Here is a 16,135-nt window from a genome sequence, read left to right as displayed (position 1 = left end):
CCGTTAACGTATCCATTTAGCCGCGCGCTTTTGCATAAATGCTGCCGCCCCTTCACTGCCCTCATTGGCAACTGAAAAAGCAAAATCTACTGCGGCAATATCGAGTAATTGTTCGAGGGGTTGTTCACTAACGTCATGAAGTAATGCCTTAGTGGTACGATTGGCTTTTGGGGCGCATTTAAGGGCTAAGTCCACACTCTTCTTAGCTTGTAAAACTAAATCATCATGATCAGTGGCCAGTTGGTGAATAACTCCTAAGCGCAGTGCCTCCTCAGATTTTATGCGGATGCCCAATAGTGCCAGTCGACGAGCCGCAGTTAAGCCCACTCGTTGCACTACAAAAGGCGCAATTTGGGCGGGTATGAGCCCTAATGAGGTTTCAGGCAAGGCGAACGTCGCTGAACCATCGGCTATCGCCACATCGCTGATACAGGCCAAGCCAAATCCACCACCGAGCACAGCCCCTTGCAGCAGACAGATAACCACAGCGGGTAACTTATTTGCTGTCTCAATCATTAAGCCAAAGGCACGATTAAGACGCACCAATGCTACTTCATCTCCTACGGCAGTTTGCATATCTTTAATATCGCCGCCGGCACAGAAGTTATGCCCTCCTCCCTGAAGCACTAGCACTCGATACTGCTCAAGCTCAACGAGCTTCATCACTGACATCAACTTTTCCACCATCTTAAGGCTCATGGCATTGGCGACCTTAGGACGATTAAGCGTGACCGTCATGACGGGGAAATGCGCATCGATCTGCAACGTCTGTGCTGTATCAAGCACTGACCCGATCCCTTTATTAGCTAAGTTATCTAACTCCCTCAACTCTCTAAATTCAGTTTGAACCATCAGCTTATCCCCTCGCGTGCTTACTCATGCTTTTACTGATGATGCTTAACATGATCTCATCGGCGCCACCGCCGATGGAACCTAAGCGATTATCGCGATACAGACGACTGACAATGTTGTCCCACATAAAGCCCATTCCTCCCCAGTACTGCAAACAAGCATCGCTGACCTCTCGGGCTAAACGCCCCGATTTTAGTTTGGCCATAGAGGCCAATTGAGTCATATCCTCTCCATTAATATAGCCTTCGCAAGCGCGATATATCAGAGATCTGAGAGCTTCAACTTCAGATTGAAGTTCAGCTAAACGAAACTGAATCACTTGATTGGCGATAAGCGGTTTTCCAAATGCTTGACGCTCTGAGGTGTAGGCGTAGGTTTCATCAATACACAGTTCCATGCTCTTCAATGACATGGCTGCCACATACATACGCTCCTCTTGAAACTGCTGCATCTGCATGATAAACCCAGCTCCCTCTTGGCCGATGAGATTACGCTGAGGCACGCGCACATTATCGAAAAATATCTGTGCGGTATCTGATGAGTGCATCCCCAATTTATCCAACTTGTCCGAGAAACTGATGCCAGCTAGGTTTGTCGGAACCACAATCAGGGATTTATTCCTATGGGGAGCTTCATCCGAGGTATTCACCAACAAACAGATAAAGTCTGCCTGAGTGGCATTAGTGATCCACATCTTAGTGCCATTAATAATATAATCATCGCCCATTTTAACTGCCGTAGTCTTAAGTCCAGCGACATCAGATCCGGCACCAGGCTCACTCACCCCGATACAAGCAACCATATCGCCAGCGATGGCAGGGGCTAAGAAAGTGTTTCTAACATACTCACTACCAAAACGAGCCAAGGCTGGGCTAGCCATATTGGTTTGAACACCAATCGCCATAGGGACACCACCACATCGAATAGCACCAAACTCTTCGGCTGCGACCATCTCATAGCTGTAATCTAATCCCATGCCTCCATTTTCGACGGGTTTACTGATCCCCAATAATCCAAGCTCCCCCAATTTTTTAAACAAGGTTTTAGCAGGGAATACGCCTGATTTTTCCCACTCATCCACATGAGGGTTTATCTCATTTTCAACAAATTTGGCGATTGTACGTTTCAACGCTAAGTGCTCTTGAGTCAAGATCATGATTCGGCTCCATCCAAAATACGGTATTCATATGACGTGCAATTAAAAACGAGCAACACCAAAACGGTTGCTGGCTAGCTGTCTGTGTTTTTCCTGCCAACAGATATCTAGCAGGTTTGCTAACAAAACTCGCGTATCCCTAGGATCGATAAGTCCATCGTCCCATAACCTAGCCGTACCAAATATCGCTGTGGAATTCGCGTTTAATTTCATCGCTGTTCCTTGCTCTAATTGATCCAGTTGAGCCTCATCGATAGCCTGACCTAGCTTGCGCATCTTCTGCTCGGTAACGATGCGCAGCACCTTGCCCGCTTGTTCCCCCCCCATCACAGCCGTCTTACCGTTGGGCCAAGCAAAGATAAAGCGTGGGTCGAGTCCTCGGCCACACATGGCGTAATTACCAGCCCCATAAGAGCCACCAATTAGGATTGAAAACTTTGGCACACTGGCATTGGCAACTGCCTGAATGAGCTTAGATCCATGCTTAATAATGCCGTTTCGCTCTGCGTCGGTACCGACCATAAACCCTGTGGTGTTGTGCAAAAAGAGCAGACTGCGTTGGCCCTGTTCACACAACTGAATAAACTGCGCCGCTTTATTGGCACCTTTGGCAGTAATGGGTCCATTATTGCCGATAATGCCAATACTGTGACCGTCGATATAGGCAAAGCCGCATAAGGTTTGTGTATCGAACTCAGGTTTAAAATCTTGAAAATCTGAGCCATCCACTAATCGTGCTATCACCTCTCTCACGTCATAGGCTTTCTTAGCGATGGCTGGGACTATACCAAGTAACTCCTCTGCAGGATAAAGGGGAGCAATCCCAGCTCTTTTCTCCGGCAAAATGAGTTGTTCGTTCCAAGGTAAGCTGTGTAAGATCTCACGGACGATACGAATGCCGTCGACATCATCTTGGGCTAGGTAATCAGCCGTTCCCGCTTCATAGGCATGTAAGTCAGCGCCGCCAAGAGCTTCATCGGTCGCTATCTCTCCCGTTGCAGCTTTAAGCAAAGGTGGGCCTGCTAGAAACATCTTAGTCTTATTTTTTATGACGATAAGGTAATCAGAAAGGCCGGGCTGATAGGCCCCACCAGCCGTGGCATTGCCATGGACTAAAGTGATTTGCGGCACACCTTGAGCCGATAATCTGGCTTGATTTGCAAAGGCACGTGCCCCCGGTACAAAAATATCGGTAGCATAGTTTAGATTTGCCCCGCCACTTTCAGCCAAGGTGATCAAAGGTAATTTGTTCTCTTTGGCGATCTCTTGCAACCTGAGGGTTTTATCCAGCCCAGTTGGCGATATGGTTCCTCCCTTGATGGCGCTATTATTCACTTGAATTAGACAGCGAATACCAGCCACAAACCCAATACCAGCGATAAGTCCGCCGCCGGCTCCTGTGCCATCTTTATCGTCATGCATCATATAACCCGCAAGGGCGCACAGTTCAATAAAGCCTGAACCCGCATCCAGTAACAGATTCAATCTCTCTCTGGGCAGGAGTTTGCCCTGTTTTTGAAACTTACCTTTAGCTAGAGAAGACTTATCCATTACCCGCTGCTCTATCTCCCGAAACTCACTGATAACCGTTAACATGGCACTGCGATTGTCATTAAAGTCTTGGTTTTGAACCTCTATATCAGAGGATAAAATGGCCATCAGTCACTCCCTTTAAATACGTTGTTACTGATCTCAACGGGAAAATCCAGTAACTGCTGTGCAATAGCCTTACCTTGAGGATCTGCACGTAAACTCGCCATTCCCCCGCCGGATAAACTGTTCTCAAGCAGGATATTAATCGCCTTCATTCCCGGAACTTGATAGAGCGTTATTCGGCTATCTGCGCATAACAGATGGGGAAAAAACTCGCTTAACCGCTCCCTTGTCAGCGCAGCTTGAATATAAGCCAGATATTCCGGCTTTCGCGCAATCACACCGATATTACAATGATTGCCCTTGTCGCCACTTCGGGCAAGCGCCAGTGCAATAAGCGGAACTGAAACTCTGTTGGCTTCAGTAACAGGCTCTATAGGGGTAGGTATTTGATAAGCTAACTCAGGCAATGAGCTAACGTCAGATGAGGCAGCCGAAACGCCTTTGAACCACTCTTTATCTCGACCAACACGTCGATAGCTGATACTGACTGAGCGTTTATCGATTAAAAACGAGAACAAACAAAGCCTAGGACTCGACTTAGGCCGTCCACCAATTAACCCGGAGATCCCTGGAGCCATCGCTGTTGCAGCTTGAGCTATCTCCTGTCCAAACAAAAATAATGCTCGGCGGTCCTTGTGTTGAACCGCAAGCTTAACCACCACCTCACGGCTATTATAAGCGCGAGAGTGCTTCCCATAGGTCGATTCAGCCCCTAGGATTTCGATATCTACCAGAGTGAATTCATCGACACCTTTGTCACGAAAAATAGCATTAACTCGCGAAATGATAGCCTCTGCCACTACTTGCCCCTTAGTGGCTGCATCTCTACCAGCAATTAAAAAGCTGGCAGTACTTCGGTAACCATCTAAATAGGTGGCACTCACTTTATATTGCGCTGAAGGTGACTTACCACTCGCGCCCGTGACCAATACTCTGTCTTTGCCCTCTTGTTGCAGCGTCACCTGGCTGAAATCACAAATCACATCAGGCAGTTGATAGGCCCTTGGATCGCCTATCTCATATAAGATCTGCTCACCAACGGTATCGCAACTGACTAATCCACCGGTTCCCGCTATTTTAGTCACAAAAATACGGCCATCTTGATGACATTCAACAATAGGAAAACCCATATCAGCATAGCCATCTTTAACCATGTGCCAGTCGGTAAAATTCCCCCCTGTACATTGGGTGCCACACTCAATAATATGACCAGCCAGTGATGCCTGAGCTAGTTTGTCATAGTCTTGCCAGCTCCAACCGAATTCATAAACTAAGGGACCTAGCACCACAGCGCTGTCGACCACACGTCCGGTTATCACAATGTCGGCTCCCTCTTCAAACGCCTTAGCAATCGCTGGAGCGCCTAAATAAGCATTTACGCTGGTGAGATCAGAGGGCAATGCCTGCTTGGAAAACATCTCAGTGATCCCCTGAGTCTGCAGCGAGGCCGCTTGGGATCTGAGATCATCTCCCTCAATCACATAGACCTTTAAACCCAACCCCTGTTCGTCAATCTGAGTTTGCAAAGCCTGCGCACAAGCTAAGGGATTGATCCCTCCAGCATTGCTGCACACTTTAATACCTTGCTGGGCGATACTCGGTAACAATGGGATTAAACTGGTTATAAAATCGGGCGCAAAACCTGCATCGACACTTTTAAGCTGAGCGGCAGCCATCAATGACATCGTCATCTCAGCCAGATAGTCAAAAACCAGATAATCCAGTTCACCTTTAGCAACCAACTGACTCGCAGCGGCTCCTGTATCTCCCCAGAATGCCGAAGCACACCCAAGTCGCACCGTTTTTTGCGTTAAACCCATTGCCGTACCTGCGCTGAATATAAAGTAAACACTTATGTTAAAAAACACACTACCAAGCAAGCGCTTGGTTTGCAATCTTGTAACAACAAAATATTCACTCAATAACAGCAAAACTAACCTGTTTAGCTAAACGGCAGAAGCTGGATGTCAATTTGGGATACTAATTTGTCATTATTAGTCACTTCTCATTGTTCGCTATTTAAGTGATAGTCAAGTTTGAAAAAGACTTCTTAATGGCAAGCATCCCACGCTAATGCCGTGATTTGAGTCAAAAATAAAAATAAGAGGGATTTATGGAAGCATCTTTTTGGGATGGTAAACGCGCATCGGGCCTGACAGATCACATCGACTTCACTCAATATGAATCGGTCATTCAGGCAATTGAAGAAGCCTTTGTTACCTATGCAGACAGACCCGCCTTTACTAGCCTAGGATACACATTAAGTTTTGCTCAAATAGATAAATACAGTGCCGCCTTCGCCCATTATCTGCAAAACCATACCTCCCTATTACCTGGTGATGCCATCGCTATTCAGATGCTCAACACACTGCAATATCCCATTGCGGTTTATGGCGCATTAAGAGCTGGGTTGCGTATCGTCAACACCAATCCGCTTTATACCGAACGAGAGATGGTTCACCAATTTAATGACTCAGGAGCCAAAGCACTCCTGTGTATGGATGTGTTTGCCAAGTCCGTTGAAAATATACAAGCTGAAACCAGCTTGGAGCTTATCTTAATATCCAGCCTTGCCGATATGCTACCTAGCGTAAAACGGCTGCTGATCAACTCCACGGTTAAGCACATCAAAAAGATGGTTCCAAAATATCATCTGCCTCAAGCCATCTCTTTTAGAAAAGTCGTCAATCAATCTTTAGGTAAGGGATTTAATCCCACTCACCTAAGTCAGCCAGATGACACCATAGTGCTACAGTACACAGGCGGAACAACTGGAGTAGCCAAAAGTGCAGAACTGACCAATGCCAACATCGTCGCTAACATGTTGCAGTCAGGAACCGTTACCATGCAAACAGATGAAAATGGCAAAGCGTTGATGGGAGCCGATAAACAATCCATCATGGTTGCCCCACTGCCCCTTTATCATATTTACTCATTTACCGTGCACTTAATGGCATTTTTCAGATTGGGGGAGCATAGCGTGTTAATCGCTAACCCCAGAGATACAGAGACCTTTATCAAGGCTATAATGCCCTTTAAGATGACGGGACTGATGGGGCTTAATACCCTCTTTGTCTCCTTGATGGAGAGCCCTAACTTTAAACAACTGGATTTTAGTGAGATGGTGTTCACGCTATCTGGTGGTACCGCGTTACTGGACGATACCGCAGAGCGCTGGAAACAGATCACTGGAATTGGTATTTCAGAAGCCTACGGCTTAACCGAATGCTCTCCTGCTGTTTGCATGAACCCATTTGATGGCCAAGAACGTCTGGGCTCCGTCGGCCAAGCTCTGCCTGGAACAAGTCTTAAATGCATCAACGCTATCGGCGATGAGGTGGCCATAGGTGAACGTGGGGAACTGTGCGTTAAAGGGCCTCAAGTCATGAAAGGTTATTGGAACCGCCCCAAGGCTACCCGCGAATCTTTTACCCCTGGTGGCGAATGGCTGCTGACTGGCGATATTGCCATTATTGACGAGGATGGCTATGTCAGTATCGTCGACCGAGTGAAAGACATGATTATTGTTTCCGGCTTTAATGTGTTCCCCAATGAGATTGAGGGAATCGTGGCCACACACCCCGATGTATTAAACTGCGCGGCCATAGGAGTGCCAGATCCTAAACAAGGCGAAGTGATAAAGCTTTATATTGTGACTCAGAACAATGTCACCCTCACCGGAGATGATATAAAAGCCTTCTGTAAAGACAAACTCACAGGTTATAAAATTCCACGGATTTATGAGTTTAGAAAAGAACTGCCCATGTCACCGGTTGGAAAAATTCTAAGACGTGAATTAAAAGAGGAATCCAAGCTCGAAAAGCTGTCGGCATAGTTATACCCAAACGACCTAAGAACGCTAGTTTCAGAGGCGTTGTGTTAGAGGTTTGGGTATAGAAGTAACCCCAACATAATATGATTGATGTTGAGGTTACTTTTAATGGGTATTATACCCGACACACAATAGAGAGCATCAATTTATCAGTGAGCGCAGCAAGGCTTACACTCCCCGACGGTTTATACCAGTTGCAGGTTTCAATGGTGGCGCCTCGGATAAACCCTCGCAGATAGAAGCTCTCAGTATGAATTAACCCCTCCGATTGAGCATTGTTCAATACCTGAGACCAAATTGCTTCATATCTGTCTCGTAAACAGAGGATTTTCTTTTGATTATCCCCACTCAGTGAGCGCCACTCTGAAATAAGTAAACGAAAGCCCGCTAACTCTTCATCGTGTATCGCATTTAATTCACATTGGATCAAGCAGCTTATCTTGTCTTTGGTGCTGGTAGCTATTGCCAAACCACTCTCCATTGAAAGCAAGACTCTGAGCACAGAATCCGCCATCACAGACACCAATATCTGTTCTTTATTCTTAAAATGATGGAATATACTGCCACTTTGAATCCCCACCTTAGCGGCAATATCACGCACTGTAGTTTGAGAATATCCCTTGGCCTTGAACAAACTAGCCGATGCTTGCTGAAGTCTCCCACGGGCAGAAAGTAGATCGACAAGATCCTCAGAACCAAATATATCTTGCTGTTTATCCATCATTACTTTTTCTGTTTCAGAAATAAAACCAAAGGAATATCATGACAAGCGAGACATTGCAAACCTAGCGCTTGCTTGGCACGTTGATTTTATTGATTGCAAATTCACCAAACTTATTAACGAATAAGTATTGAACCTATGTTTTAATTTTAATCTTCATCGACATTTCTCAGGTCATTCCCCTGAGTGATTCGGTTTCTAAAACGACCCGGCGCCTCTCCCGTCCAACGTTTAAATGCCCGTTGAAATGCGGTAGGTGAACCGAATCCTAATAGATAGGCTATCTCTCCTAAGGTCAATGCTGTATCACGAACATAGCTTATTGAGAGGGTTCGACGAGTATCATTGAGCGTCTGCTGGAAACTGCCCCCCTCATCCACCAACTTACGCCGCACAGTCCAAGGTGCCATACTGAGTTGCTCTGAAACCTGCTCTAAGGTCGGCGTGGTACCATCAAGTAAGGGGCCTATAACCCGACTCACCTTCTCGTGAAAACTCAGCCCCAACCGCACCTTCTCAAGATCAGCTTCCGCGCCACGGCGCAGTAATTCAAAAGTGGGCGCACTACGATTCAAACAGGGCCAATCTAAGGCTTCAGCCTTGATGACTAGGTAGTTATTGGGTTGATTAAATACCACTTCACAATTGAAATACTCACTGTACTTATCAGCATAAACGGGAGCGGGAAATTCGAAACATACCTTGACAATCGCATCCTCACGACCCGATAAAGTGTTAATCACCTGATGCCAGCCAGAAAGTAAAGAGTCAACCACAAAGTGATTATATTCGTTATAGGGATTGATGGAGTAGAACATCAATAGTCCCTGACCATCTTCTACATCGTACTCACGGCAAAGCTCGCGACTCTTGCCCATCTCCATGCCAAAAGAGTGGCTCACATAAAAATGCGATTGACCGCGGGAGTTATACTTATTCAGTAGCTCATAAGTGCTTATCTGCTCACAAGCTTGCCTGAGATCTTTCGACGAAAAAGCCAGTAGGCCAGCAATCCCTAAATTGGTCACTGTCGTGACTTTACCCATGATCAAACCTAACCAAGGTGTGTTGGTTTGTTTAATACAATCATGACCTAATCGCATAAATTTAGGAATAGTTACTCGAGCATCTGGAGAAGCTAGTGCCGTGCTATCTAAAGAGTATTTAGTTAAGAGACCATCGATATCTTCCCCTAGATATTGCATCGCCTTAATCACAATTTCAATGTATGAGATAGAGATATCACCGAGTTTCACAACACACCACCATGCAAATTATAATCATCAATTTGTTAACTTTGGTCATTGGCTAATCTTAGCATTCGCTCTATCTTTAACCAAGAATAATAATGACTAGGTGTCGAATAATGAGCAATCCATACCCCCACTTAATGGCCCCGCTTGATCTCGGGTTCCGCACCATAAAAAATCGCAGCTTGATGGGCTCGATGCACACGAACTTAGAGGAAGCCCCTAACGGATTTGAACGCATGGCTGCCTATTACGCTAAGCGAGCAGCGGGCGGGATAGGCATTATCGTTACCGGCGGTTTTGCGCCGAACTTGGAAGGTGGCGGCATGCCCAATGCCACCATGATTGCCACTGATGAGGACATTGAGAAACATAAACTGATCACTCAAGCCGTCCATAAAGAAGATGGGGTTATCTGCCTTCAAATACTGCACACCGGCCGTTACGCTTACCACCCTCACCTAGTGAGCTGTTCGCCACTACAAGCACCGATTAATCAATTCGTCCCCAAAGAGCTAGATGAAGCAGGGATTGAGAAACAGATCCAAGATTTCGTTAACTGTTCCCTAAATTCACAAGCTGCTGGATATGACGGCGTGGAGATCATGGGTTCTGAAGGTTACTTTATCAACCAGTTTATCTGTAAGCGCACCAACCACAGAAACGATCGCTGGGGGGGAAGCTACCAGAACCGCACTCGACTCGCCCTCGATATCGTCCGCCGTACCAGAGAAGCAGTAGGTAAAGAGTTCATTATAATCTTCCGCTTATCTATGCTCGATCTCATTGAAGGTGGCAGCACATGGCAAGAAATTGTTGAGCTGGCTAAAGGCATTGAAGCCGTTGGCGCAACGATTATCAACACGGGAATTGGCTGGCATGAAGCGCGAGTTCCTACCATCGCCACCAGTGTACCTAGGGGAGCGTTTGTTGAGATAACCAAGCGCATGAAGCAAGAGGTGAATATCCCTCTGTGTACCACTAACCGCATCAATATCCCTGAACTTGCTGAGGAGATCTTGGCCGAAGGCAATGCCGATATCATCTCGATGGCGCGACCTATGCTGGCTGATCCTGATTTTATACTCAAAGCTGCTGCTGACAAATCAGATGAGATCAATACTTGTATCGGTTGTAATCAAGCCTGTTTAGACCATATATTTCAGATGAAGTTGGTGAGTTGTTTAGTCAACCCACAAGCTTGCCATGAGACAAAATTGCTTATCCTGCCGGCCAGTGATGTAAGAAATATTGCCGTCGTCGGCGCTGGACCTGCTGGACTTGCTGCCGCAACAACAGCCGCCAAACGCGGCCATAAAGTCACGCTTTTTGAGGCAGATGACAAAATTGGTGGTCAATTTAATATCGCTAAGCAAGTACCGGGTAAAGAGGAGTTCTCTGAAACCATACGCTACTTCCAAAAACAGATAGAACTAACAGGTGTGACACTAAAGCTCAATACCAAAGCCACTAAAGAAGAGTTAACCCAGTTCGATGAAGTGTTGTTGGCAACAGGGATAATCCCACGCCAACTCGATATTCCAGGAATAGAACACCCTAGTGTGATGAACTATATCGACGTACTCAAGCATAAGAAACCTGTCGGTAAACGCGTTGCTATCATTGGGGCAGGCGGCATAGGTTTCGACGTCGGCGAGTACCTTTCTCATCAGGGTCCATCTACCAGCCTAGATAAAACGGCTTATATGAAAGAGTGGGGAGTGGATCTCACGGTTTCTACCCCTGGTGGCTTAACAGAGCCTCAAAGCGAGCCGTCACCGCGACAGATATTCCTACTGCAACGTAAAACCTCTAAAGTAGGTGCAGGTTTAGGTAAAAGTACTGGCTGGATCCACCGTACAGTACTGAAGAATAAAGGCGTGAAAATGCTCAAAGGCGTACAGTACACTCACATTGATGATACGGGTCTGCACATTGAAATAGAGGGCCAAGCCCAGCTTCTTGAAGTAGACAACATTATCATCTGCGCCGGTCAAGATTCGCACCGAAGTCTACAAGCTGAATTAGAAGCTGAAAATGTGAAAGTCACGTTGATCGGCGGCGCAGATATCGCCTCTGAGCTGGACGCTAAGCGTGCAATTAAACAAGGAACTATCGTTGCTGCTGCCCTATAATAGTCTCAACATCTTATAACCCATCAGCTTTTGACTGACAGTCCAAGCAATCTTGTCAGCCGTTACGACTCTTAAAAGTAGTAACGGCTGGCTAACTGCCACTGCTCTTCAATTAAATCCTTATCATAACCTTGAGCTTGCCGTGCGGGACGCGTCGAATCGATACGATTATATTCTGCCTGCAGAAACCAGCCTTTACGCAATTGATAGCCATAAGAAAGCGTAACAGCTTTGCCCTGCTCACGATTGTCATCATCCAGAGTAAGATCGTTATCTGTAACGTTAAAATGTTCAAATCTGAAAGAGACTCTGTGCCTCTGCCATCGATGACTCAATAAAATAAAACCACTTTCATAGCCGTTATCAACCACCTTGCTACCCGAGGGCGAGTGCATCGACGTATCGCCCTTAATATATTGCGCAATTAATTCGATATGATAAGGCAAGCGCCATTTAGTACCTATATGGCCAAACTGAGTCAGCCAAGTATACTGGCCCTCTTTGACCACACTGGTATCAACATCATTATCGTAATACCCCAGTTCGACCCTGCCCAAGCTCTGCAAGCGCCATTGTGCTTTAACATGGTAACCAAGGTGATCATCGAGTTCTAAGAATGGATCGGACTCCTTAGCCTGATCCGTCAGCGAACCACCATCAAGACTGGGAAGTGCACTCAAGGGTAACTTTTCTTGCCAGAGTGTCTGCCGCGAACTGTTTGTCCATCCATGCCAAGATAACATGGCGCCTGTGGTGTCATTATTCTGAAATAGCTCGGCAACCAGTTTAAAATCATGGGAAGAATCGCTGAACTTTCCTAAATGTTCAAGACTAAATTGACCACCGATATGACGAACTTCTTCGCCAATCCAACTATTGATATTTGAGTATGTGAGTGTGTAGGGCGATGACCATGCCGTCGCTATATTTTCCATGGAGATATCTGGATATAAGATCCCAAGCTTCACCGACAACCTCAACCCATTACTCCAGGGTAAACCTTTATATTTAAGGTAGGCTTCGGTAAGGCCTATATTGTCTCTAACTCCATCCCAATAAGCGTTTGCCACCACATGAGCTGACAGGGGATTCTCCCAATCAATCTGATAACTGAGTCCTCCTTGAGCTAAAGATACTTGCCCGTCAGGGTTAAAACGGAACTTACCCAGTCCCGCATCGACATATGATGTTATCCCATCAGTATAACTTGCCCTGACATCCACAATCCCTGACACCTTATGTTCAACGGCCATTGTGATTGATGAGAATAAGCACAACATCCATACCCAATATTTCATCTTTCCCCCTTTTAATCGAGCATATTTTTGCTCTTACTAACTGACTCTATAGTCTATTCTCATCCAAACCTTCATATTCAGCAGAGCTAAGATTATTGGCCTAATAAGTTAATAGGGTGAGTTAGCCAACCAGTCGGCAATTTTTCCTGCATCTAAAGGTCTGGACAAATAGTAGCCCTGCCCCATCTCACATCCTCGTTCAACTAACCAGTTTAATGCACCTTCATCTTCTATACCTTCGGCAACAACACTGAGTCCTAAATTATGCGCCAACTGCAAAGTAGAGCTCACAATAATCTGATCATCCACGCTCACCATCAAATTTTGCACAAATGACTTATCAATTTTCAGTTCAGACACCGGCAGCTGTTTCAGCTGAGCTAAAGATGAATAACCGGTACCATAATCATCAATAGATATCTTAAGGCCACTGTTTTTTAACACCTTAAGTTGCTTAATCGCATTTTCAGGATCTGATACCACCGCATCCTCAGTGATCTCTAACGTTAATACCTCAATAGGTACGCCTTTTTCTGAGATAAGATCCAGTACGTATTGGCAGAAATGAGCATCCTTCAAATTTTCTGCTGAGATGTTAATAGCAATGCATAAGTCTATGCCTTGAGACTTCCACTTAAGATATTGTTCAATTGACTCGTTCATTACCCACTGGGTTAATGCATTCATCTGCCCCATCTGTTCCGCAATCGGGATAAAGTGATCCGGAGGGATCATGCCTCTATCTGGGTGTTGCCAGCGCACTAACGCCTCAACATGGGTTACTTTTTTTAATTTAAGATCAAGTTTAGGCTGGTAAAAGAGCACCAGTTCACCATTGTCTATAGCTGACTTAAGTTCGTTAATTAACTGCAAGCGATCTAACGTATTACCATCAATCTGCTGATTGTAGATTTGCTGTTCTAGTTTATTTTTCTTGGCATATTGCAGTGCCGTATCCGCTTGACGTAATAAGGTTTCTAAATCACTAGGGTAATGAACAAAACTGATACCAATGGAAAGCTGAAGATGCAGGGATATATCTTGATAACGGTATTCTGCTTCAATGCTTTTTTGCAGTTCGGCCATCAAAACCCTAAGCTTTTTTGGCGAGGTGTTTTTAAAAGCCAAGGCAAATTCATCTCCTGTAATATGACAAACAAGGTCAATATTTTCCAAAGACGACAGCCGCTTGCCAACCTCTTTAATCACCTCATCTCCGACCACGTGGCCTAGGGTGCCATTCACTTCTGTCATGCGTTTTATATCAATTAAACAGATAGCAACGGCCGACTTATCGTCAAACCATAGGGATGTCAGCCGTTTCAGCTCATTTTTGTTGGCTAGCTTAGTCAAGGGATCATGATAGACCTGAAACACTATTTCACTTTCACGGCTCAATATAGCCTGCTGCATCACGGTGAACTCTTCGGCTAAAAGCTGCATCTCGACACTGTTGCCCACCTGGACTTTAGAGTTATAATTTCCCTTGGCAATATACCTTGCCTGCTCGATCAACAGCATGATCGGTTTAGTTACGCCACTTGAAATAAAAAATGCCAATAAAAGAGAGATAGGAAGCATCAGCAAAATTAAACTTAACTGTTGCAACCACTGTTTTTGGAACGACTCAAGCACGTCATACCGAGTCTGATACATGAAGGCATGCACCTGCTTTTGCTCCACTTGACCAAGTAGCTCATGCCAAAGAACATAATCTTCGTTAGCCTCTCCATTAGCAATAAAGCGAGAAACCGCGTCATTGTCAGCGGCATTTAAACCTTCACCGGATAAACTGATAAATTGATTAGCTTGCCCAGCTTGTGTCACCACAAACCCGGCATTTAATCCGGTGTGCAACTGCAGTGACTTGGCAAGTTCATTACCAATAATAAAACCAAACCCGACCCAACCAATCACATTGTTTGCGCCGCTGGTTAAGGGCGCAAATTTGATTTGATAGATATTACCTCCGAGCGAATAGAGTGGATTAATATTCACAAGCCCGGTATCCAATGGGTAACGAAATTGCTGACCTTGCTCAGGACCAACAGTAACCTTGCCTAGCTCCTGCTCACCGGTGTTGAGCATCAACTCACCGATGATGGCACCATGTTTATCCACTGCGATAGCAAGATCGGCATTAATGCGTTTTCTGTGATTATTAAGCGCCACCAAAAAACTACGACTGTCATTATCGATGAAGATATCTTTGAGACCAAAATCTTTAGCAGCTGTTTCGGCAAAAGCTGACAGGTAGTAATTACGCTTGCCATAATCAGACTTAAACACCAGTTCAGCCACGGATAGCTGGTTATTCAGTTGTTGCTGTTCAAGTCGTTTATTAGCGAAGAAGGTAATTGAAAATGAGATCGCCTGAACCGCTATCAATAAGATGACGAAAAAGGCAAAAATGCGCGTCTGTATTCGATTGCAAAAACCAAACATCAGTAGCCTTCCAGAAACTCAAAATCATCCAAACTCTTTTGTTCGGGGATATCAGCCATAGATGCATTGACGGTTATGATTAAAGGTTGAGCAAGCGGTGTGGTGATCTTCTGTGATATACGATTACTGTCGACGGATAGCTGGGGATGCCATGTCGTTAAGGTGTAGTCAGCATCAACAATGGTATCAAACTTAACCTCGCCCATCTCATCAGTGATAGCAAAATAGGGAGTGTCGACGACTAATAAGTGCCCACTCATCCAATCATGGACATTACACCCCATGGAGATATGGCCCACTTGGTCAAAAACAATCGAATCCGATGCACTGCCTTTTCTAAGCTTAAAAGAGAAACGCTTTGGCCCTGCGGCAGAATAGATATGGTGGGTAATATCATCGTCATTTACAAACTGTAATTCATAACCTTTTTGCATCACCGTAATATAGGGTGTGAACTGTTTATCTTGTTGATGTATTTCTATAGGAGGGCTGATTTTACCCATAGTTGCGGGCTGAGAGGGATTGCTAGTTTGTAAGTACACAACAAGATCTGGTAGAGGTTCCCCCGATGGGTTAACCAACCTGATTGTATCTGCACTCACTTCAGAAAGACCCCCTAATGGGCCAATAAAAAATCCTGCACATAACGCCATTGCCGGTCTATTGTTCACATCTACCTCATTTTCAATTGCAGAAAAGAAATATGGCAAAGTTGAATAATGACATCAGTCACTTTTATCCCGCCGATAATAAGAACTGAATTTAAAGAAAAAAATTTCATATTCAAACA

General features: G+C 45.3%; 11 protein-coding genes. 2 read left to right on the top strand and 9 right to left on the bottom strand.

Annotated features, from left to right (window positions below; genetic code table 11):
• Nucleotides 1-3 precede the first annotated feature (3 nt).
• Genes HWQ47_RS10390 through HWQ47_RS10375 form a run of 4 tightly spaced genes read right to left on the bottom strand, consistent with a single transcriptional unit; the run spans nucleotide 4 to nucleotide 5,484 of the window.
• Nucleotides 4-852 (bottom strand): enoyl-CoA hydratase/isomerase family protein, encoded by an 849-nt coding sequence (locus HWQ47_RS10390; protein ID WP_269971044.1) that lies wholly within the window; start codon nucleotides 850-852, stop codon nucleotides 4-6.
• A 4-nt stretch (nucleotides 853-856) separates the two neighbouring features.
• Entirely contained in the window at nucleotides 857-2,008 is a 1,152-nt protein-coding gene (locus tag HWQ47_RS10385) for an acyl-CoA dehydrogenase family protein (RefSeq protein ID WP_269971043.1), read from the bottom strand.
• A 42-nt stretch (nucleotides 2,009-2,050) separates the two neighbouring features.
• A complete protein-coding gene (locus HWQ47_RS10380) occupies nucleotides 2,051-3,667 on the bottom strand; it encodes an acyl-CoA carboxylase subunit beta (protein WP_269971042.1) in 1,617 nt (538 codons plus the stop codon).
• Complete coding sequence (locus tag HWQ47_RS10375) at nucleotides 3,667-5,484, bottom strand: acyclic terpene utilization AtuA family protein (protein ID WP_269971041.1); 1,818 nt, start codon at nucleotides 5,482-5,484, stop codon at nucleotides 3,667-3,669. The genes HWQ47_RS10380 and HWQ47_RS10375 overlap by 1 nt, the downstream gene beginning before the upstream one ends.
• A 293-nt stretch (nucleotides 5,485-5,777) precedes the next feature.
• Here HWQ47_RS10375 and HWQ47_RS10370 point away from each other — a divergent pair, with 293 nt between their 5' ends.
• Nucleotides 5,778-7,499 (top strand): AMP-binding protein, encoded by a 1,722-nt coding sequence (locus HWQ47_RS10370; protein ID WP_269971040.1) that lies wholly within the window; start codon nucleotides 5,778-5,780, stop codon nucleotides 7,497-7,499.
• A 112-nt stretch (nucleotides 7,500-7,611) separates the two neighbouring features.
• Here HWQ47_RS10370 and HWQ47_RS10365 read toward each other — a convergent pair whose 3' ends face one another.
• Both HWQ47_RS10365 and HWQ47_RS10360 read right to left on the bottom strand, forming a co-directional pair.
• Nucleotides 7,612-8,220 (bottom strand): TetR/AcrR family transcriptional regulator, encoded by a 609-nt coding sequence (locus HWQ47_RS10365; protein WP_269971039.1) that lies wholly within the window; start codon nucleotides 8,218-8,220, stop codon nucleotides 7,612-7,614.
• Nucleotides 8,221-8,366: 146 nt separating this feature from the next.
• Nucleotides 8,367-9,473, bottom strand: coding sequence for an AraC family transcriptional regulator (locus tag HWQ47_RS10360; protein WP_269971038.1), 1,107 nt, complete (start codon nucleotides 9,471-9,473; stop codon nucleotides 8,367-8,369).
• 110 nt (nucleotides 9,474-9,583) lie between these two features.
• Between HWQ47_RS10360 and HWQ47_RS10355 the strand changes: the two genes are divergently transcribed.
• Nucleotides 9,584-11,602 (top strand): NADPH-dependent 2,4-dienoyl-CoA reductase, encoded by a 2,019-nt coding sequence (locus HWQ47_RS10355; RefSeq protein ID WP_269971037.1) that lies wholly within the window; start codon nucleotides 9,584-9,586, stop codon nucleotides 11,600-11,602.
• Nucleotides 11,603-11,673: 71 nt separating this feature from the next.
• Here the strand turns inward: HWQ47_RS10355 and HWQ47_RS10350 are convergent, their stop codons facing one another.
• From HWQ47_RS10350 to HWQ47_RS10340, 3 genes are all read right to left on the bottom strand, one after another.
• Complete coding sequence (locus tag HWQ47_RS10350) at nucleotides 11,674-12,900, bottom strand: hypothetical protein (protein ID WP_269971036.1); 1,227 nt, start codon at nucleotides 12,898-12,900, stop codon at nucleotides 11,674-11,676.
• 108 nt (nucleotides 12,901-13,008) lie between these two features.
• Nucleotides 13,009-15,345, bottom strand: a complete 2,337-nt coding sequence (locus tag HWQ47_RS10345) for a bifunctional diguanylate cyclase/phosphodiesterase (RefSeq protein WP_269971035.1) — start codon at nucleotides 15,343-15,345, stop codon at nucleotides 13,009-13,011.
• Nucleotides 15,345-16,016, bottom strand: a complete 672-nt coding sequence (locus tag HWQ47_RS10340) for a hypothetical protein (RefSeq protein ID WP_269971034.1) — start codon at nucleotides 16,014-16,016, stop codon at nucleotides 15,345-15,347. Before HWQ47_RS10340 ends, HWQ47_RS10345 begins: the two co-directional genes overlap by 1 nt.
• Nucleotides 16,017-16,135 lie beyond the last annotated feature (119 nt).

Source organism: Shewanella sp. MTB7 (assembly GCF_027571385.1).
Classification (GTDB): Bacteria; Pseudomonadota; Gammaproteobacteria; order Enterobacterales; family Shewanellaceae; genus Shewanella.
The sequence above is the reverse complement of the archived record's forward strand: the minus strand, read 5'-3'. Positions and strand labels throughout refer to the sequence as shown.